This window comes from Streptomyces phaeoluteigriseus, assembly GCF_001896135.2.
GTDB classification, from domain to species: domain Bacteria; phylum Actinomycetota; class Actinomycetes; order Streptomycetales; family Streptomycetaceae; genus Streptomyces; species Streptomyces phaeoluteigriseus.
In genome coordinates this window covers 128,324-147,906 of the sequence record NZ_MPOH02000019.1, presented here as the reverse complement: position 1 = coordinate 147,906, position 19,583 = coordinate 128,324, and the positions used below count along the sequence as shown (strand labels likewise).

General features: G+C 72.0%; 15 protein-coding genes and 1 pseudogene. 11 read left to right on the top strand and 5 right to left on the bottom strand.

Features of this window, described 5'->3' with window-relative positions; all coding sequences use genetic code 11:
• The first annotated feature begins 123 nt into the window (after positions 1-123).
• The 6 genes and pseudogenes from BM536_RS30230 (at position 124) to BM536_RS30205 (ending at position 6,898) form a co-directional block, all read left to right on the top strand.
• On the top strand, positions 124-1,356 hold the full coding sequence (locus BM536_RS30230) for a DUF4190 domain-containing protein (protein WP_073492003.1): 1,233 nt from the start codon (positions 124-126) through the stop codon (positions 1,354-1,356).
• A gap of 147 nt (positions 1,357-1,503) precedes the next feature.
• The gene (locus tag BM536_RS30225; RefSeq protein WP_094103741.1) at positions 1,504-2,256 is read left to right on the top strand and encodes a GntR family transcriptional regulator; all 753 of its coding nucleotides are present in this window, start codon (positions 1,504-1,506) and stop codon (positions 2,254-2,256) included.
• A gap of 396 nt (positions 2,257-2,652) precedes the next feature.
• The gene (locus BM536_RS30220) at positions 2,653-2,844 is read left to right on the top strand and encodes an SPOR domain-containing protein (RefSeq protein WP_073492002.1); all 192 of its coding nucleotides are present in this window, start codon (positions 2,653-2,655) and stop codon (positions 2,842-2,844) included.
• A 65-nt stretch (positions 2,845-2,909) separates the two neighbouring features.
• The gene (locus tag BM536_RS30215) at positions 2,910-3,368 is read left to right on the top strand and encodes a (deoxy)nucleoside triphosphate pyrophosphohydrolase (RefSeq protein WP_073492001.1); all 459 of its coding nucleotides are present in this window, start codon (positions 2,910-2,912) and stop codon (positions 3,366-3,368) included.
• Between the two features lie 83 nt (positions 3,369-3,451).
• A complete protein-coding gene (locus BM536_RS30210) occupies positions 3,452-3,916 on the top strand; it encodes an ATP-binding protein (RefSeq protein ID WP_211362977.1) in 465 nt (154 codons plus the stop codon).
• Between the two features lie 340 nt (positions 3,917-4,256).
• A pseudogene (locus BM536_RS30205) lies at positions 4,257-6,898 on the top strand (SpoIIE family protein phosphatase).
• Between the two features lie 13 nt (positions 6,899-6,911).
• Here the strand turns inward: BM536_RS30205 and BM536_RS43350 are convergent.
• Positions 6,912-7,088, bottom strand: coding sequence for a hypothetical protein (locus tag BM536_RS43350; protein ID WP_245873877.1), 177 nt, complete (start codon positions 7,086-7,088; stop codon positions 6,912-6,914).
• A gap of 331 nt (positions 7,089-7,419) precedes the next feature.
• Between BM536_RS43350 and BM536_RS43345 the strand changes: the two genes are divergently transcribed.
• The 3 genes from BM536_RS43345 (at position 7,420) to BM536_RS30190 (ending at position 10,887) form a co-directional block, all read left to right on the top strand.
• Positions 7,420-8,217, top strand: a complete 798-nt coding sequence (locus BM536_RS43345; protein WP_245873876.1) for a hypothetical protein — start codon at positions 7,420-7,422, stop codon at positions 8,215-8,217.
• A gap of 355 nt (positions 8,218-8,572) precedes the next feature.
• A complete protein-coding gene (locus BM536_RS30195; protein WP_073491999.1) occupies positions 8,573-9,775 on the top strand; it encodes a hypothetical protein in 1,203 nt (400 codons plus the stop codon).
• 173 nt (positions 9,776-9,948) lie between these two features.
• On the top strand, positions 9,949-10,887 hold the full coding sequence (locus tag BM536_RS30190; RefSeq protein WP_073491998.1) for a class I SAM-dependent methyltransferase: 939 nt from the start codon (positions 9,949-9,951) through the stop codon (positions 10,885-10,887).
• Positions 10,888-10,905: 18 nt separating this feature from the next.
• Here BM536_RS30190 and BM536_RS30185 read toward each other — a convergent pair whose 3' ends face one another.
• Genes BM536_RS30185 through BM536_RS30170 form a run of 4 tightly spaced genes read right to left on the bottom strand, consistent with a single transcriptional unit; the run spans position 10,906 to position 14,833 of the window.
• Entirely contained in the window at positions 10,906-11,682 is a 777-nt protein-coding gene (locus BM536_RS30185; protein ID WP_073491997.1) for a succinate dehydrogenase/fumarate reductase iron-sulfur subunit, read from the bottom strand.
• On the bottom strand, positions 11,679-13,688 hold the full coding sequence (locus BM536_RS30180) for a fumarate reductase/succinate dehydrogenase flavoprotein subunit (RefSeq protein ID WP_073491996.1): 2,010 nt from the start codon (positions 13,686-13,688) through the stop codon (positions 11,679-11,681). The genes BM536_RS30185 and BM536_RS30180 overlap by 4 nt, the downstream gene beginning before the upstream one ends.
• Positions 13,689-13,705: 17 nt before the next feature.
• Positions 13,706-14,524 (bottom strand): hypothetical protein, encoded by an 819-nt coding sequence (locus BM536_RS30175; protein ID WP_073491995.1) that lies wholly within the window; start codon positions 14,522-14,524, stop codon positions 13,706-13,708.
• A gap of 18 nt (positions 14,525-14,542) precedes the next feature.
• The gene (locus BM536_RS30170; protein ID WP_073491994.1) at positions 14,543-14,833 is read right to left on the bottom strand and encodes a hypothetical protein; all 291 of its coding nucleotides are present in this window, start codon (positions 14,831-14,833) and stop codon (positions 14,543-14,545) included.
• 297 nt (positions 14,834-15,130) lie between these two features.
• On the opposite strand from BM536_RS30170, the gene BM536_RS30165 reads away from it, so the two are divergent.
• Together BM536_RS30165 and typA are read left to right on the top strand one after the other, a co-directional pair.
• Positions 15,131-17,395 carry an ABC transporter family substrate-binding protein gene (locus tag BM536_RS30165; protein ID WP_073491993.1) on the top strand — a complete coding sequence of 755 codons (2,265 nt, stop codon included), beginning with the start codon at positions 15,131-15,133 and terminating at the stop codon, positions 17,393-17,395.
• Positions 17,396-17,557: 162 nt separating this feature from the next.
• Entirely contained in the window at positions 17,558-19,465 is a 1,908-nt protein-coding gene (gene typA, locus BM536_RS30160; protein WP_073491992.1) for a translational GTPase TypA, read from the top strand.
• The last annotated feature ends 118 nt before the right edge of the window (positions 19,466-19,583 follow it).

Here is a 19,583-nt window from a genome sequence, read left to right as displayed (position 1 = left end):
CCCGTACCGCCCCCGCGCGTACCGCGCTTACCATGCGCCCAGTCGTACGTCAGTTCTGCATCGCCGTGTGCAGCCTGGTGCGGCCCGCCCCGCCCGCCCGTCTGATCCAGGAGCACGGTACTCGTGTCCATACCCCCGCCCCCCGGGCCCCAGCAGCCTCAGGACCCGTACGGGCCGCCGCAGCCGCAGGGTCCCGGTCCGTATCCGCAGCAGCCGTACGGCCCGCAGGCGCCCCAGGGGCCGTACCCGGGGGCGCCGTACGCGGGTGCGCCGTACGCGGTCTGGGGGCAGGGGTACCTGCCCCTCAACCGGCCCGCGCCGGTCAACGGGGTCGCGATCGCCGCCCTCGTCCTCGGCGTGCTGTGCTTCCTGCCGGCCGTCGGCCTGGTGCTCGGCGTCATCGCGCTGCTCCAGATCAAGAAGCGGGGGGAGCGTGGCACGGGCATGGCGATCGGCGGGGCCGTGCTGTCCTCGCTCGGGCTCGCGCTGTGGGTGGTGATGCTGGCCACCGGAGGCGCCTCCTCGTTCTGGGAGGGCTTCAAGGAGGGCGCGAACGGCAACTCCAGCCTCTCCCTGGTCAAGGGCGACTGCTTCGACGTGCCGGGCGACTCGATCGACGAGGACGTCTACGACGTCGACACGGTGGACTGCGCCGGTGAGCACGAGGGCGAGGTGTTCGGCACCGTCCGGCTCTCCGGCGGGAGTTACCCGGGCGACGCGCACGTGGCGGACGAGGCCGAGGACAAGTGCTACACCCTCGAGAGCCGGTACACGATGGACACCTGGACGCTGACCGACGAGATCGACGTCTACCACCTCACGCCCACCCGTGAGAGCTGGGAGTGGGGCGACCGCCAGATCGTGTGCGTCTTCGCCCACACCGACGAGCGGTCCAAGCTGACCGGCTCGCTGCGCTCCGACGCCACGACGCTGACCGCCGATCAACTGGCCTTCCTCGAGGCCGTCAACGCCCTCGACGACGCGCTCTACGAGGAACCCGAGGAGTACGCCGAGGACGACCTGGACGTCAACAAGGCCTGGGCCAAAGACGTGGCGGACGCGACCGCCGAGCAGGCCGAGGCGCTGAACGGGCGCAGTTGGCAGTCCGCCGCCCGCCAGCCCGTCGCCGACCTCGTGAAGACCATGGGCAAGGCCGGCAAGGAGTGGACGGCGGCGTCGACGGCCTCCGACGTGGACACCTTCTACGAGCACTACGACACCGCCTACTCCTACGTCGACGGCGACGAGACCGTCACCGCCCGCGAGGCTCTGGGGCTGGCCACCACCCCGCCGGCGTACGAGGACGACAGCGGGGGCGGCAGCGGCGGGGGCGGTGACGGCGGCCTGGACGTGTGATCGCTTCCATAGCGGGGAGAAACTGCCTGCGTAAAGCCCTTCCCCGGGAGAAGTCATCACATCGAGTGATTCTCTGGCCTTTGCTTGCACAGGACAACTGATGGTTGCCACGCTGTAGCTGTCTGTACAAGCTGATGGGAGCGGCCAGTGACATTCGGTGAGCAGCCTGCGTACCTGCGGGTCGCGGGCGATCTCCGCAAGCAGATCGTCGACGGCTCGCTGCCACCGCACACCCGCCTCCCGTCCCAGGCTCGCATCCGTGAGGAGTACGGCGTCTCCGACACCGTCGCGCTGGAGGCGCGCAAGGTGCTGATGGCCGAGGGCCTGGTCGAGGGCCGCTCCGGTTCGGGGACGTACGTGCGCGAGCGGCCCGTGCCACGCCGGATCGCCCGCTCCGGGTACCGCCCGGAGACCGGCGCGACGCCCTTCCGGCAGGAGCAGGCCGACTCCCGGGCGCGCGGCACCTGGGAGTCCCGCAGCGAGCAGGCCGAGGCGAGCCGGGCGGTCGCCGAGCGGCTCGCCGTCAAGCCCGGCGACCGTGTGATGTGCACCAGGTACGTGTTCCGCGAGGCCGGCGAGGCGATGATGCTCTCCACCTCCTGGGAGCCCCTCGCCGTCACCGGCCGCACGCCCGTGATGCTCCCCGAGGAGGGTCCGCTCGGCGGCATGGGCGTCGTCGAGCGCATGCGCGCCATCGACGTGATCGTGGACAACGTCACCGAGGAGGTCGGCGCCCGCCCCGGCCTCGCCGAGGAACTCCTCGCCCTCGGCGGCGTACCGGGGCATGTCGTCCTGGTCGTCCAGCGCACGTACTACGCCTCGGGCCGCCCGGTCGAGACGGCCGACGTGGTCATCCCCGCCGACCGCTACCAGGTCGCCTACCACCTGCCGGTGAGGTGACGGGGACGCCCGACCCGGTGCGGGGGTGAAGCGGCGCACACCCTTGCGGCAGCGGCGCACACCCCCCTGGCAGTTGCCCCCGGAAACAGCCCGCCGCGCGGCCTTCCGGGGGCCGTCGGAATCCGGTCGTTTCCGTGCGTTCCCGCAGGTCGCCCGCCACGTGTCCGGCAGCCCGCCGACCGGAGGCATCACGTTGCGCGGACGGCGCGTTCGGTCCCGTGCGCCCCCTGTGCCTTGGCTGGTTGCGTACCTGTTTGTGAAAAGCCGTGTTCGCTGCGTAAAGGTTAGGCGTACGCTCGGGCATATGCGGACTGCGGTTTCCTCAGAGGGCGGGACGCGGGTCGCACCGCGGACGGGATCCGACCTGGCCGGGGCGAGAAGGGGGCGTGAGGTGCGATGAACGACAGCACCGTCTCGCTGCCCTGGCTCGTCATACGCCAGGACGACAACGGCAATCGCTACCGCGTCGGCCGGTACGCGACCCGCGCCGAGGCCCAGAAGATCGCGGACAGCCTCGACCAGCGCGGCCACAAGCAGCTCTACTGGGTCGAACGCATCGGGCAGAACGGCGACGGCGCACACGACTGAACGGCGACGAGGGGGCGACCCGACACCCCGGCCGCTCCTCTGGATGCTCCCGTAGGCTCCGGCACATGACGGAACGGATCGTGGTGGTCGGAGCCGCCCTTCTCGACGGCGACCGCCTGCTCGCCGCACGCCGCAGCGCGCCCCCCGAACTCGCCGGACGCTGGGAACTGCCCGGCGGCAAGGTCGAACCGGGTGAGCGGCCCGAGGAAGCCCTCGTCCGCGAACTGCGCGAGGAACTCGGCGTCGACGCGCGGACCGTGGAGCGCGTCCCGGGGGAGTGGCCGCTACGGCCGCCCTACGCCCTGCAGGTGTGGACCGCGCGCCTGGAGCCCGCCTCCGCCGCTCCCGCCCCGCTCCAGGACCACGACGGCCTGCGCTGGCTCACGCCCGGGGAGATCTGGGACGTCGACTGGCTCGACCAGGACATCCCGGCCGTACGGGAAGTGGCCACGCGGCTGAGGGCCGGTGAGCGAGCCGGTGCTGACGCCGGAGAGCCGCCGCAGGCGGCGGCCGACCGAGACTGACCTACCGCCCTCCTCGCGCCGCCCTTGCGCGCCCTCGGTGCCTCCATGCGCCGTCTCGGGGTACTGCATCCCGTATATCGGGTATGTCCCCATTAACCCCACGAAACCAGACATGGGTGGGTACTTCGCTGGCCCGGGAAGTGATCGGCGTGATCCACACCGAAGGCGATCGCGCCGAGTGGACGTTCCCCGCGGAACCCGGCGCCGTACGCACCGCCCGCGCCGCGGTCCGGGGGCAGTTGCGCGGCTGGGGCCTCGACAGCCTCGGTGACATCGCCGCCCTGCTGGTCAGCGAACTCGTGACGAACGCCCTGCGGCACGCCACCGGTCCCATCGGGGTCCGTCTGGTCCGGCCCGCCGGACTGCCCGGGGTGCTTCTCGTCGAGGTCTCCGACCCGGTGCCGGACCCACCCCGCGAGCGGGCCGCCCGGCCCGAGGACGAGAGCGGCCGCGGACTGCAACTGGTCGCCTCCTCCTCGCGCCGCTGGGGGAGCAGGCTGGGAAGCACGGGCAAGACGGTCTGGTTCGAGCTGGCGGTCCCCGGCTGAACTCCTGGCCGGGTCCCGGCTGAATCCCGCCCCTCGCGCGGGGGCGGAAGGCCGGGACCGACCGCGCACGAGGCCGGGGATCCGGGCCACGGCGGCCCGGCCGGCGACGTGGCCGGCGGCCGCCCGGACACCAGTCCCGCGACCCGTGCCGTCAGGTGTGGTTCGACGACGTGTCCGCTGGTTAGAAGACTGGAAGTGTTGTCACGGGACGGTCCGAAAAAAGCCTGGACCGTGCTGTGATCGTGAACACCGTGTCGTGCGGCGCCGTAGTGCTGGATACTGCGGGCAGCCGCAACCGGTGACCGGTGCCGGGCGCGGTGAGCTGGAGGGGACGGTTCGCGTGAGCGAGATACCAGCGAAGGCCACGGAGTCCGAGGACCCGTCGGGCGGCGCGAGGGCGGAGACCGCGGGTGCGCTCGCGGGCGACGCCGGACACACCCTTGCCGACGGCGAGGGCGAGGTGCCGGCCGGCGACAGCCTGTGGCAGAGCAGTCCGCCCGGCTCCATCTACGACTACATCAAGGTCGCCTCCTTCTCGATCGGCCCCGACGGTCTCGTCGACCAGTGGAGCCTGCGCGCCGAGCAGATCTTCGGCATCCCCGCCGACCGGGCCGTCGGCATGGACCCCATCGACGCGTTCGTCGACCCCGACCGGCGCGAGCGCGGCCAGCGCAAGATGGCCGAGATCCTCGACGGCCGGGAGTGGACCGGTGTCCTCCCCTTCCGGCTGCCCGACGCCGAGGACGGGGCGCGCGGCGAGCAGGGCCTCGCCGAGGTGTACGTCATGCCGACGCGTACCCCGGAGGGTGAGAAGGCCGCCGTCTGCATCGTCGTCGACGTCCGCACGCTCCGCAGCATCGAGACCGACCTGGCCGCCTCGCAGGCGATATTCGGTCAATCCCCGTTCGGCTTCCTGCTGATCGACCCCGAACTGCGGGTCCGCCGCGCCAACGAGCGGTTCGCGTCCGTCTTCGGCGGCACCCCCGACGACCACCGCGGCAAGGGCGTCCAGGACTATCTGCCGAGGCCCGAGGCCGAGCGGGTCAGCGCGGTCCTGCGCCGGGTCCTGGAGACCGGCGACTCCATCACGGACATGCACGTCACGGGCTTCGTGCCGGGCTCGGACGAGCGCCGGCACTGGTCCATCAACCTCTACCGGGTGCACAGCGGTTCCGGCCGGCCCATCGGCGTCGCCTGGCTCGGCACCGACATCACGGCCCGCCGCGCCGCCGCCCGCGAGGCCGCCGCCGCACGGCGCAACCTCGCGCTGCTGAACGAGGCGGCGCCCGCATAGGGAACTCCCTCGACCTGGAGACGACCGCGCGCGAACTCCTCGACGTCGTCGTGCCCGGATTCTGCGACCTGGCCACCGTCGACCTCTACCAGGGGCTCCTGGCCGGCGACGAGACCCCGCCCGGCCTCGCCGACGGCAGCGCCGAGCTGCGCCGGGTGGCCTTCTCGTCCGCCGTGTCCGACGGGCCCCTGACGGGCGGCGGTACGGCCGTCGCGGTCGGCGCGGTCCACCACTTCCCGTTCAACTCGCCCCATGCGGACGCCCTGCGCACCGGCCGTCCGGGAAGCATCCCCGGCGAGGAGGGCGGCCTCGTGCAGTCCACGCTCGCCATTCCGATGGTCGCGCACGACACGGTCGTGGGCCTCGCGCAGTTCTCGCGGACGAAGGGCAGCGAGCCGTTCGGGGACCGGGACCGGGATCTCGCGGTGGAGCTGGCGGCGCGGGCGGCGGTCTGTATCGACAACGCGCGGCTGTACCGGCGCGAGCACGAGCGGGCGTTGATGCTCCAGCGGTCGCTGCTGCCGCCGGGCGACCCGGTCGCCTCCGGCCTGGACATCGCCTGCCGCTACCTGCCGGGCAGCGTCGCCTCGGGCCGCCCCAGCGAGGTCGGCGGCGACTGGTTCGACGTCATCGAACTGCCCGGCCACCGTACGGCCCTGGTGGTCGGCGACGTGATGGGGCGCGGGCTGCGGGCGGCGGTCGCCATGGGCGAACTCCGCACCGCCGTCCGGACCCTCGCCCTCCTCGACCTCGAACCGGCCGAGGTGCTCTCCGCGTTGGACGAGATCGCGCGCGGCCTCGGCGCCCCCGGCGGCGTCCAGCAGGCCACCCGTGCCGCCCGCCGGCCCCGCGAGGCCGACCTGTCCGAGGTGTACCTCGCGACCTGCGTGTACGCGGTGTACGACTCGGTGACCCGCAGGTGCACCTTCGCCAACGCCGGCCATCTGCCGCCCGTGCTCGTCGAACCCGGCGAGCCCGCGCTGATGCTCGACGTGCCGCCGGGCATGCCGCTCGGCGTCGGCGGGGAGCCCTTCGAGGAGGTCGAGGTCGAACTCCCCGAGGGCGCGCTGCTCGCGCTCTACACGGATGGACTGGTCGAATCCCGCGACCACCCCCTCGACGAGGGCCTCCAGGCCTTCGTGGGCGCCCTGACGGATCCCGCGAGCCCCCTGGAGGACGTCTGCGACCACGTCCTCAACACCCTCGACACCCACCACGGCGAGGACGACATCGCGCTGCTGATGGCCCGCGTCCAGGGTCTGCCCGCCGACTCCGTCGGCGACTGGACGCTGCCGCGCGAGCCGCGCAGCGTGGGCCGCGCCCGCGAGTACGCCCGCGGGCAACTGCTCAGCTGGGACATGGAACCGCTCGTCGACACCACGGAACTCCTCGTCAGCGAACTGGTGACGAACGCGCTCCGCTACGGCGAGGGGGAGATCAGGCTACGGCTGCTGCTCGACCGCACCCTGGTCTGCGAGGTGTGGGACTCCGGCCTCGTCCAGCCGCGCCGCCGCCGCGCCCGCGACACCGACGAGGGCGGCCGGGGCCTCCAGCTCGTCGGCCTGCTCTCCGCCGCCTGGGGCTCCCGCCGCACGCCCCGCGGGAAGACGGTCTGGTTCGAACTCCCGCTCCCCGACGGTGAGACGGGCCTCGCGGACCCGGCGGAGGCGCTGCTGAGCCTCTTCTGACGGCCCGCCGCCCCTACGCGGGTGGCGTCCGGGACGCGCCCGGTCGTCCCGTGAACCCGGCCGGGTGGGCGTTCTCCGGGTCGTCGGCCGGCAGGATGCCGCCCAGGACGGCGCCGGCGGTTCCGGCGGTGGGCGCCGGGCGGGAGGCGTCGGGGACGGGTGGCGCAGGGGTGTACGGGTTGCCCCGCACGCGTACGTCCTGTTCGGCCAGGGCGCGGGCCTCCAGGGCCAGGGCGTCGGCCCCGGCGGTGTCGCCGTCGGCCAGGAGGCGGTGGGCCTCCGCGAGGCGGGTGCGGGAGGTGGCGCCGACCGCCCCCCCGGTGCGTCGCGACGAAGTCGGCCGCCGCGGCGGTGGCGCTGCGGGCGGTGAGCCGGCCGGCGGCCGCGAGCACCCCGGCCCGTGGCGGTTCCGGTGCTGAGATCGCCCCCACGACGCGGCGGAGGATGCCGACCGGGTCGTACGGCCGTCCCGACGTCAGTTCCTGGCGCACGCGGGACAGCACCGCGTCGGCGCGCAGCACGTGGGCGAGGGCCTCGGTGCCTGCCGTATCCCGCAGGGGGGCCAGTTCGGCCTCCGCTCCGGTCAGCGCGGCCGGGAGCAGCCCGTCGGCCTCCCGCAGTTCGGCCGCGGTCCGCTCCACGGCCCCGACGAGGACGGCGGCCTGGGCGACGGCGCTCTCGGCGGTACGCAGGTGCCGGGCCGCCTCCTCGGGGTGGCCCGCGTCGTCCGTCTGACGGGCCTGGTTGAGCCGGACGGTGGCGAACACCAGCCGGTCCTTGGCCTGTTCGACGTACCCGGTGACGGTGGCGCTCGCCGTGGCCGCGTACCGCTCACGCAGCTCGCCGAGGACCGCCTCGGCCGCGGGCGTCCGCCCGGTCAGCTCCCGGAACCGCGCCTCCGCGACCGCCAGCGCCTCACCCACCCCCTGCTCCAGCCCCCGCAGTCGCCGGAAGCCGTCCGCCGCCGCGTCCAGGCGCCGTTCGGCCTCGGCGCACCGCCCGACGATCCCGGCGAGTGCCTGCCGACGGGCCACCGGATCCTCCGGTACGCCGTCGTCGTGGCGTTGCCGCATCCGGAACGCGGCGGCCAGTTCCCGCTCGGCCTCGCGCAGCGCATCGGCGAAGGGCGCCACCGCCTCCGCGCCGAACAGCTCCCGTGGAAACCCGAGTTCGTCGCGGGCGGCCCGGACCCGGTCGTCGGCGGCGACGAGGCCGTGCGGGCCCGGTCGTCCGGTACGCCTGGCTCTGTCCGCGGTGGGGAGGGGGTGCTGCCGCCCGGTGTCGTCCGGGTGCGGGCGCGTCGGACGCGGCGCAGGTAGCCGTACCCCGCGAGCGCCCCGGCCGCGCCGGCCGCGACGAGCGGCAGGACCAGGTCGGCGGTCGACGCCCCGTCCTTTGCGGGTGCCACGGCCGGCGAGGCGGCGACGGGTCCGGTGATCGCAACCGGAGCGTCCGTTCTCGTCGTCATCCCCGGCAACACCAGCCACGCGATCCCCGTCACTCCGCCCAGCACGGCGAGCACCACCCGCACGGACACCTGCGGACCGGCCCGCCGCGACCGGCCTCGGAGCTTGGACGACGTCACATTCGGGAGCGTATGGCCGCCCATGCGGTCACGCGACCCGGATACACCCGAGACGGGGCACGTGGGGCGGGCGACACAGAGGGGGAGCAGTGACGGACCAGTCCACCGGTACGGACGCGGAGGAGACGCCGGACACGGAGGCGAGGGTGACGCCGGGCACGGAGGCGGCGCCGGACACGGAGGCGGAGGCGGCGCCTGGCGAGCCCGCCGAGAAGGTTGCCGGGGCGTCTGCCGAAAAGCCCTCCGAGGCGCCCGCCGAGGAAGCGGCCCTGCTGCGGCGTCGGCGCCTGCGCCGGCGCAGGATACGGATCGCGCTGGCCGTGCCCCTCCTTCTCCTCGTGCTCCCGGTCCTCGTCGGCCTCACCGCGTTGCGTGTCAACTACCTGGGCGACCCGGCCGACGGCACGTACACCCGAGGCAAGGACGCCATCTGGCTCGGCCACGCCTGGGTGGACGGCCGCAAGAAGGACGCCGACGTGACGGCCCTGGCCGCCCGTCTGAAGGACACCGGAATCCGCGACCTGTACGTCCACTCCGGGCCCCTGGAGCACGACGGCACGCTTCCCGAGTCGTCGTATCCGAACGCGCGTTGGTTCATCGCCGCCGTCCACCGGGAGATGCCGCAGATCCGGGTCCAGGCCTGGCTCGGTGACGTGCTCGCCAGCGAGAGCCCGCACGGTATGCGGCTGGAGCGCCCAAAGACGCGCGCGGCGGTCGTACGGTCCACGCGCGAGATCCTCGCCACCGGCTTCGACGGCGTCCACTTCGACCTGGAGCCCCTGCACTCCGGCGACCGGAACTACCTGACCCTCCTCGACGCCCTGCACCGCGTCACCGCCGCCCAGGACGCGCCCCTGTCCGTCGCCGCCCACCAGATCGACCCGGTGCCCGGCTTCCACTCCTTCTGGGGTACGACCACCGGCCACCCGAAGTGGTGGTCGCAGAAGTTCTTCGGCGAGGTCGCCCGCCGCGTCGACCAGATCGCCGTCATGTCGTACGACACCATCCAGCCGCTGGAGAGCACCTTCGGCGGCTACGTCGCCCAGCAGACCTCCCTCGCCCTGGAGGTCGCCCCGCCCACCACCGACCTGCTGATGGGCCTGCCCTTCTACCACGAGAACCGCTTCGGCCACTGGAATCACGCGGAGACCGTCCCCGCCGGCGTCCGGGGCGTCCGCCTGGGCCTGTCCCGCACCGACGCCGACCGCGCGAACTTCGGTGTCGCGCTGTACGTGGACTTCGCGGCGGAGGAGGCGGACTGGACGGCGTACCGCGAGGGCTGGGTGCGCTGATACCCGGCCCGGCGTCCCGTCACGCGTGGCTTTCGCCCCGCCACCTGGGACGCCATCGAACCGTCGCCGGGACGTCATGCGAGCTTTGCTTCCAAGGCCGCCTGTGTTGGTTGTGCATGGTCTGTGAGCGCCCTAGCGTCCAGATCTCCTATCCCTGTAAGGGTCACACTCTGATGCGATCGCTACTCACCAGTAAGGCCGTCCGTCGAGCCCTGCGCCCGGTGGCCGAACTCATCGACCAGCGCATCGAGCGCCAGGTGCGCCGCGCCGTCCGCGATGAGCGGCGCGCCGCCCCGGACGTCTCCCTCGACGCGGTTCAGCAGGAACTCCAGGCGCTCCGCAACCGCCAGCGCCCCCTGGAAATCTTCTTCGACGGCACCGGGCGCGGCATGGCGCGCATGCCGTCCGCGACCCACCTGAACCAGCTGATCGACGAACTCGCCGCGGTGACCGGCGACCGGGCCGACGCCGAGCGCAGTGTCGCCCAGGCGTTCCGGCTGCTCATCGCCCTGGAGGCGCTCGGGGTCGGCCGGATCGCCGGCGGCACGATGAACATCGTCGGCAAGCTGTCCGCCGTACCGCTGCTCGATCCGCCGAACGACGACATGCTGGAGATCGGCACCCTGTACGGGATGTTCGGCGCGGCCCTCATCCGCATGATGGAGCGCGCGGGCCGAGACCCCCGGCTGACGATCGTCGACCCGCTCGCCGGGACCCAGTTGCAGCCCGGCACCACCATGTCGGACGACGCCTCGGGCACACCCGTGCGGGAGGCCGCCGTGCGCACCAACCTCTCCCTGGCGGGCGCGGCCGGCGCCGCGACCCGCATCCAGCAGGGCTTCTCCGAGGATCCCGAGGTGCGTGCCCTGGTCTCCGACCGTTCCTACGGCGTGGTCATCGTCGACGGCGACCACTCGGCCGCCGGTGTCGCGGCGGACCTGGAGTGGGCCGAGAAGATCGTCGCGCCGGGCGGCATCGTCGTCCTGGACGACTTCGGGCACCCCAAGTGGCCGGGCATCAAGGAGGCCTTCGACAAGCACATGGCCACCGACACGCGGTTCACGTTCCTGGGCGGTGTGGCGCACTCGGGGTATCTGCGGGCCTCGTCCTGACCCCAGGTGCCACGGCCCTCACTCCGACGAGGTCCGCCGCCTGATCCTGTTGCCGAGCCAGACGAGCGGGTCGTACTTGCGGTCCACGGCCCGCTCCTTCAGGGGGATCAGCGCGTTGTCCGTGATCTTGATGCCCTCGGGGCACACCTCCGTGCAGCACTTGGTGATGTTGCAGTAGCCGAGGCCGTGTTCGTCCTGGGCCGCGCGCTTGCGGTCCAGGCCGTTCTCCTCGGCCGCGTCGAGCGGATGCATGTCCAGCTCCGCGATCCGCATGAGGAACCGGGGGCCGGCGAACGCCGCCTTGTTCTCCTCGTGGTCGCGGACCACGTGGCAGGTGTCCTGGCACAGGAAACACTCGATGCACTTGCGGAACTCCTGCGGCCGGTCCACGTCCTCCTGGAACATGCGGTACTCGCCGGGGCCCACCCCCTCGGGCGGCACGAAGGCCGGCACCTCCCTGGCCTTGCGGTAGTTGAAGCCGACGTCCGTCACCAGGTCGCGGACCACCGGGAAGGCCCGCAGGGGGGTCACCGTGATCGTCTCGTCCCGGTCGAACACCGACATGCGGGTCATGCACAGCAGCCGCGGCCGGCCGTTGATCTCCGCCGAGCACGAACCGCACTTGCCCGCCTTGCAGTTCCAGCGGACGGCCAGGTCGGGTGCCTGGGTGGCCTGGAGGCGGTGGACGATGTCGAGGACGACCTCGCCGTCGTTGACCTCGACCCGGAAGTCCGCCAGGCCGCCGCCCCGGTCGTCACCCCGCCACACCTTGAAACGGGCCTCGTAGCTGCTCACTCGTACAGCTCCTCTTCGGCGAGGTACTTGACCAGCTCCTCCTTCTCGAAGAGGGCGAGCAGGTCGGGGCGGATGGGCTCGGTGGTCTCACGGGTGAGGGTGATCCGGCCGCGCGCCGGGTCGACGGCGGGCAGCAGGTCGTCGGGATCGGTCAGCGAGCAGACCAGGTTGACGTTGCGCCAGGCGCGGTCCATCGCCGGATGGTCCTCGCGGGTGTGGCCGCCGCGCGACTCGACGCGCTCCAGGGCGGCCCGCGCCACGCACTCGCTGACCAGCAGCATGTTCCGCAGGTCCAGCGCGAGGTGCCAGCCCGGGTTGAACTGGCGGTGCCCCTCCACCCCGGCCCGCCGGGCCCGTACGCGCAACCGCGCCAGCGTCTCCAGGGCCTGCTCCATCTCGCCCTCCCGGCGGATGATGCCGACCAGGTCGTTCATGGTCTGCTGGAGTTCCTGGTGGAGGGTGTACGGGTTCTCCGGCGCGGCTCCCGCGAGCCTCCCGTTCTCCCCGGGTACCGCAGCTTCCGCAGCTTCCGCAGCTTCCGCAGCTTCCGCAGCTTCCGCGGAGAACGGACGCAGGGCCTCCGCGGCGGCCGCGTCGACCTGGGTGTCGTCGATGGCGGGCCGGGCGGTGCCCGCCGCGTACTCGGCGGCGTGCAGGCCCGCCCGGCGGCCGAACACCAGCAGGTCGGAGAGCGAGTTGCCGCCGAGCCGGTTGGAGCCGTGCATCCCGCCGGCCACCTCGCCGGCCGCGTACAGCCCCGGCACCCCGCGGGCGGCGGCCGTGTCGGACTCGACCGCGATGCCGCCCATCACGTAGTGGCAGGTGGGCCCGACCTCCATCGCCTCCGCGGTGATGTCCACGTCCGCCAGCTCCTTGAACTGGTGGTACATGGACGGCAGCCTGCGCTTGATGACCTCCGCGGGCATCCGTGTCGACACGTCGAGGAAGACGCCGCCGTGCGGGGAGCCGCGGCCCGCCTTGACCTCGGAGTTGATGGCGCGGGCGACCTCGTCGCGGGGGAGCAGTTCGGGAGGGCGCCGGTTGTTGTCCGGGTCCTCGTACCAGCGGTCGCCCTCCTCCTCGGACTCGGCGTACTTGTCCTTGAAGACGTCCGGGACGTAGTCGAACATGAACCGCTTGCCCTCGGAGTTCCTGAGCACCCCGCCGTCACCGCGGACCGACTCGGTGACGAGGATGCCCTTCACCGACGGCGGCCAGACCATGCCCGTCGGGTGGAACTGCACGAACTCCATGTTCAGCAGGGGCGCGCCCGCGAGCAGGGCCAGTGCGTGGCCGTCACCCGTGTACTCCCACGAGTTCGACGTCACCTTGAAGGACTTGCCGATCCCGCCGGTCGCGATCACCACGGCGGGCGCCTCCAGCACGAAGAAGCGGCCGGACTCGCGGGCGTAGCCGAAGACCCCGCCGACCCGGCCGCCCGCGGCGGAGCCGCTGTCGGACGCGGTGTCCTGGAGGACCCGGGTGACCGTGCACTCCTGGTACACCTTCAGCCGGGACTCGTAGTCACCGCTCTCCTCGAAGTCCTCCTGCTGCAACGACACGATCTTCTGCTGGAGGGTGCGGATCAGCTCCAGGCCGGTACGGTCGCCGACGTGGGCGAGGCGCGGGTACTCGTGGCCGCCGAAGTTGCGCTGCGAGATCCGGCCGTCCCGCGTCCGGTCGAACAGGGCGCCCCAGGTCTCCAGCTCCCACACCCGGTCCGGGGCCTCCTTGGCGTGCAGTTCGGCCATCCGCCACTGGTTGAGGAACTTGCCGCCGCGCATGGTGTCGCGGAAGTGGACCTGCCAGTTGTCACCGGAGTTGACGTTGCCCATGGCGGCCGCGATACCGCCCTCGGCCATCACGGTGTGCGCCTTGCCGAACAGCGACTTGCAGATCACGGCCGTACGGGCGCCGCGCTCGCGGGCCTCGATCGCGGCCCGCAGACCGGCGCCGCCGGCCCCGACCACGACGACGTCCCACTGCTGGCGGTCGACCACGGACATCAAAGGGCCCCACTCATCTAGAAGAACCTCGGATCGTCGAAGGCGCCGGACGCGACGAGATAGACGTAGAAGTCGGCGAGTGCCACGCTCACCAGTGACGCCCAGGCGAGCTGCATGTGCCGGGCGTTGAGCTTCCCCACCCACTGCCACATCCGGTAGCGGACGGGGTGCTTGGAGAAGTGTCTGAGCTTGCCGCCGACGATGTGCCGGCAGGAGTGGCAGGAGATCGTGTACGCCCAGATCAGCACGATGTTGACCAGGAACACGAGGGTGCCCAGGCCCATGTGGCCCCACGCGTATTGCTCGTCGCGGAAGGCGAGCACGGTGTCGTAGGTCAGGATTCCGGCGACGACGATCGCGGCGTAGAAGAAGTACCGGTGGATGTTCTGGAGCACCAGCGGGAAGCGGGTCTCGCCCGTGTACTTCTTGTGCGGCTCGGCCACCGCGCAGGCCGGCGGGGACGCCCAGAAGCCCCGGTAGTAGGCCTTGCGGTAGTAGTAGCAGGTCAGCCGGAAGCCGAGCGGGAAGATCAGGATGATGATCGCGGGGGAGATCCCCCACCAGCCGCCGAAGATCTCCCAGTTGGGGCCGGCGTGCATCGGCTCGCACCGCTCCGCCAGACAGGGGGAGTAGAAGGGCGAGACGTACGGCGCCGCGTAGTAGTCGGCGTCGGCGAACGCCCGCCAGGTCGAGTACACGATGAAGGCGAGCAGCCCGGCGGCCGTGACCGCCGGGGCGAGCCACCAGCGGTCGGTCCGCAGGTGGGGGGCGTCGATGGCGGCGCGCGTACTGCTCCGCACGCCGCCGGGGGGACGGGGTTCCGTACCAGTGGCCAAGGTGTGACTCCGGTCGGGTCAGGGGGCGCGGCGGTCGCGGGCGCCGAGTCCCTCGTCGTCCGTGTCGATCCACAGCGAGTCGTCGTACGGGGTGTCGGGGATGGTCACGAGGTCCGGGCGGGCGATGGCGGCCGGGGAGGAGGCCGCCTCACGCAGGATCGCGACGCTCTCGCGCAGGTGTTCGGTGTCGGTGCGGACGCGGCGCATGTCCAGCCCTCCGCTGCCCAGCTGCTGCTCCAGCCGCCCGACCGACCGGGTCAGGTCGTCGAGGCAGCGCTGTACCGACCTCAGTTCGTCGTGCACGGACATGACGTACCTCGCTTCCGTCGCCTGGCGGCCGTGGGTGGCAACGGTCATGCGCCTGCGAGTGTTGCGCGTCACACCGGTCGGTGGGAAGGGACGTGCACCGATTGGCCGATGCGTACGGGTGACCCAGGGGTGCATGTCGTGGTGCGTTGCGCCGCACGGGTGGGCTTCCCGGCTGTCGTCGCCGTGTCGCCGTCCGCTGCCGAACCCTTTCCTCTTCAGTGGCCGGATAGATGTGATCAGCTCCATATATACCGGCAAAAGTGACATAACGCCCGCGGCTCCCGGAGGTAAGCAGAGATGTCCCACGACGGCCTCGGACCCCGCGCGGCGGCCCTGCGCTCGGTCGCCTTCCTCACCGCGGGGGCGCTCGCGGTACCCCTGCTCTCCGCCTGCTCCGCCGAGGACGAGGCCGGCAAGCCGCTGGCCGCCCAGGACATCGCACCGGCCGCCCGCGCCCAGATCGCCGACGGCGGCACGCTGCGCTGGGCCGTGGACGCCGTACCCGAGACCCTCAACACGTTCCAGGCCGACGCCGACGCCACCACCACCCGGGTCGCCCAGGCCGTCCTGCCCTCGATGTACCGGCTCGACGCGAACGGGCGGCCCAGGGCGAACCCCGACTTCCTGGAGTCCGCCAAGGTCGTCGACACCGAGCCCCGGCAGGTCGTCCTGTACCGGCTCGACCAGCAGGCGGTCTGGAGCGACGGCCGCGAGATCGGCGCCGCCGACTTCGCCGCCCAGTGGCGTGCCCTGTCCGGCAAGGACAGCGCCTACTGGACCGCCCGCAACGCCGGCTACGACCGCATCGAGAAGATCGAACGGGGCGCCAACGACCTGGAGGTCCGGGTCACCTTCGCCCGGCCCTACGCCGACTGGCGGTCGCTGTTCTCCCCGCTGTACCCGAAGGACGTCATGGGCACGCCCGACGCCTTCAACGACGGGGCGCGGCGCAAGCTCAAGGTCACCGCCGGGCCGTTCGCCCTGAAGCAGGTCGACCGCGAGAAGGACCGGATCCGGCTCACCCGCAACCCCCGCTGGTGGGGCCGGCCCGCCAAGCTCACCGAGATCGTGCTGACCGCCGTACCGCGCGATGAGCGGGCCGCCCACCTCGCCGAGGGCGACCTCGAGGTGGCCGAGATCGACCCGGCCGTGGCCCGCGGCCTCGACAGTGCCGCGGGTGCCGCCGGACCGCTCTCGGGACCCGGCGCCGGCCGCACCGCGGCCAAGGCGCTGCACTCGTGGGCCGTCGTCGACGCCTCCGACGAGGACGCGGAAGAGAACGCGGACGCGGACCAGGAGCAGGAGCAGGGCGACCGGGATGTCCTCGCCCGCGGGGATCTGCGCGGGGCCGTCGCCGCCTGGGAGCGGCAGCGGAAGGAGCTGCGGGGCTACGAGGTGCGCAGGTCGCTGGAGCCGGCCTACACGCAGCTGGCCCTCAACGGCGCGGACGGCCCCCTCGCCGACGAGCGGGTGCGCCGGGCGGTGGCCAGGGCGCTCGACCGCAAGGAGCTGGCGAAGGTGGTGCTGAAGCCGCTCGGCCTGCCCGCCGTGCCGGTCGGCAGCCACCTGGCGCTCTCCGGGCAGGAGGCGTACGCCGACAACAGCGGCGCGCTCGGCGGCCAGGACACCGAGGAGGCGCAGGCGCTGCTCGCGGACGCGGGCTGGGTGGCCGGCGGCCCGGTGGAGAAGGGCGAGAAGGGCGAGAAGGCCGCCGGGTCCGAGGGTGAGAAGTCCGACGGGGAGAAGGAGGCGGAGGGCGACAGGAAGGCCGGCGACGGCGAGAAGGCCGGCCGCGACGACAGGTCGGAGGGAGGTGACGACGGCACGTACATCGTCGGCCAGGACGGCAAGGCGCCCGCGGAGCACGGCCGCGACCACGAGGACCACGGCAGCCGGCTCGCCCAGGACGGCAAGCAGTACCTCAACCGGCAGGGCGCTCCCGGCGCCTACGCCCCCCGGGGCACCGCCGCCCCGGCCGGTGCCGCGCGCGAGGCGCTGGCCAAGGACGGCAAGGCGCTCACCCTGCGGTTCGTGCTGCCGACCGGTCCGGGCTCGGACTCCCTGCACCTGGTGGCCGGGCGGATCACGCGGATGCTGGAGAAGGTCGGCATCCGCACCGAGACCACCAAGGTCTCCGACGAGAGCTACTTCAAGGACCACATCGCGTCCGGCGACTACGACCTGGCACTCTACTCCTGGCCCTCCTCCGCCTTCCCGGCCACCGACGCCCGGCCGATCTACGCCAAGCCGGTGCCGGGAGCCGACGGCTCGCTGAGCGTCGAGCAGAACTACACGAGGGTCGGCACCGACCAGGTCGACCAGTTGTTCGATCAGGCGGTCTCCACCCTCGACGAGGAGGAGGGCCGGTCCCTGATCCGCAAGGCCGACGCCCGGATCTGGGCCGCTGCCGGATCGATTCCTCTCTACCAGCGCCCACAGCTCACGGCCGTACGGAAGAACCTGGTCAACGTCGGTGCCTTCGGTTTCCAGACCCCCGTCTACGAGGACATGGGCTTCCTGAAGAAGGGCGTGAAGGTCTCCGCGAGCCCCTCGAAGAAGTGAGCGCCGAGTGATCGTCGGATGAACCGTGTGGCCCTGCGGAGGCCGTCCCCCGCCGGGCCACGTACGATGGGGTGAGGCCGTGGCGTGTCAAGCCCGGCAGGGCCCGCGTAACACAGACGTACGCAGCAGGGCCGCCCTCACACTCCGGGAGATCGCCGCTTTATGGCCACGCGCCACGATATTCGCAACGTAGCCATCGTCGCCCACGTCGACCACGGCAAGACGACTCTGGTCGATGCCATGCTCAAGCAGGCCGGCGCCTTCGCCGCGCACGCCGCCGAGTCGCTCGACGACCGCATGATGGACTCGAACGACCTGGAGCGTGAGAAGGGCATCACGATCCTCGCCAAGAACACGGCGGTGAAGTACCACCCCAAGGACGGGGGGGACGTCGTGACCATCAACATCATCGACACCCCCGGTCACGCCGACTTCGGCGGGGAGGTCGAGCGTGGTCTGTCGATGGTCGACGCCGTCGTGCTGCTGGTGGACGCCTCCGAGGGCCCGCTGCCGCAGACCCGCTTCGTGCTGCGCAAGGCGCTCCAGGCCCGCCTGCCCGTGATCCTGTGCATCAACAAGACGGACCGCCCGGACTCGCGCATCGACGAGGTCGTCAACGAGGCCTACGACCTCTTCCTCGACCTCGACGCCGACGAGGACCAGATCGAGTTCCCGATCGTCTACGCGTGCGCGCGTGACGGCGTCGCCTCGCTGAGCAAGCCCGAGGACGGCACCGTCCCGAAGGACAGCGAGAACCTGGAGCCGTTCTTCTCCACGATCCTGTCGCACGTCCCGGCTCCGGAGTACGACGAGGAGGCTCCGCTCCAGGCGCACGTCACCAACCTGGACGCCGACAACTTCCTCGGCCGTATCGCGCTGCTGCGCGTCGAGCAGGGCGAGCTGCGCAAGGGCCAGACCGTCACGTGGATCAAGCGCGACGGCACGATGTCCAACGTGCGCATCACCGAGCTGCTGATGACCGAGGCGCTCACCCGCAAGCCCGCCGAGAAGGCCGGCCCGGGTGACATCTGCGCCGTGGCCGGTATCCCGGAGATCATGATCGGTGAGACCCTCGCCGACCCGGAGAACCCGGTCGCGCTGCCGCTCATCACGGTCGACGAGCCGGCGATCTCGATGACCATCGGTACGAACACCTCGCCGCTGGTCGGCCGTGGCGGTACCGGCAAGGGCGCCGAGAACAAGGCCGCGGTCAAGGACCGCAAGGTGACCGCCCGGCAGGTCAAGGACCGCCTGGACCGCGAGCTGATCGGTAACGTCAGCCTCCGTGTCCTGGACACCGAGCGTCCGGACGCCTGGGAGGTGCAGGGCCGCGGTGAGCTGGCGCTGGCCATCCTGGTCGAGCAGATGCGCCGTGAGGGCTTCGAGCTGACCATCGGCAAGCCGCAGGTCGTCACCAAGCTCGTCGACGGCAAGGTCTACGAGCCGGTCGAGCGCATGACGATCGACGTGCCCGAGGAGCACATGGGTGCCGTCACGCAGCTCATGGGCGTCCGCAAGGGCCGGATGGACAACATGTCCAACCACGGCTCGGGCTGGGTCCGCATGGAGTTCGTCGTGCCGTCCCGCGGTCTCATCGGCTTCCGTACCGAGTTCCTCACGGGCACGCGCGGCACGGGTATCGCCCACTCCATCCACGAGGGCCACGAGCCGTGGTTCGGCACGCTGACGACCCGTAACAACGGTTCGCTGGTCGCCGACCGCGCCGGTGCCGTCACCGCGTTCGCGATGACGAACCTCCAGGAGCGCGGCGTGCTGTTCACCGACCCCGGCACCGAGGTGTACGAGGGCATGATCGTCGGCGAGAACTCGCGCGCCGACGACATGGACGTGAACATCACGAAGGAGAAGAAGCTCACGAACATGCGGTCCGCCTCGGCCGACTCCTTCGAGGCGATCGTCCCGCCGCGCAAGCTGTCGCTGGAGCAGTCGCTGGAGTTCTGCCGCGACGACGAGTGCGTCGAGGTGACTCCGGAGGCGGTTCGCATCCGCAAGGTCGTTCTCGACCAGCGCGAGCGGGCCCGCTCCGCGAGCCGCGCCAAGCACGGCTGACGGTTCTTCACCGGGGTCCCGGTCCTCCTGAGCGGAGGGCCGGGACTTCGGCGTGCTCGAGGCCGGTTCCGGAGAGGGCGTGAGGGGTGTGCCGCGGCGCTTCCCGGGCAGGGTGCGA

Coding starts and splice junctions, on each gene's coding strand:
- BM536_RS30165 (WP_073491993.1), top strand. CDS start 15,131: ATGTCCCACGACGGCCTCGGACCCCGCGCGGCGGCCCTGCGCTCGGTC.
- BM536_RS30210 (WP_211362977.1), top strand. CDS start 3,452: ATGTCCCCATTAACCCCACGAAACCAGACATGGGTGGGTACTTCGCTG.
- BM536_RS30180 (WP_073491996.1), bottom strand. CDS start 13,688: ATGTCCGTGGTCGACCGCCAGCAGTGGGACGTCGTCGTGGTCGGGGCC.
- BM536_RS30220 (WP_073492002.1), top strand. CDS start 2,653: ATGAACGACAGCACCGTCTCGCTGCCCTGGCTCGTCATACGCCAGGAC.
- BM536_RS30190 (WP_073491998.1), top strand. CDS start 9,949: ATGCGATCGCTACTCACCAGTAAGGCCGTCCGTCGAGCCCTGCGCCCG.
- typA (WP_073491992.1), top strand. CDS start 17,558: ATGGCCACGCGCCACGATATTCGCAACGTAGCCATCGTCGCCCACGTC.
- BM536_RS30215 (WP_073492001.1), top strand. CDS start 2,910: ATGACGGAACGGATCGTGGTGGTCGGAGCCGCCCTTCTCGACGGCGAC.
- BM536_RS30170 (WP_073491994.1), bottom strand. CDS start 14,833: ATGTCCGTGCACGACGAACTGAGGTCGGTACAGCGCTGCCTCGACGAC.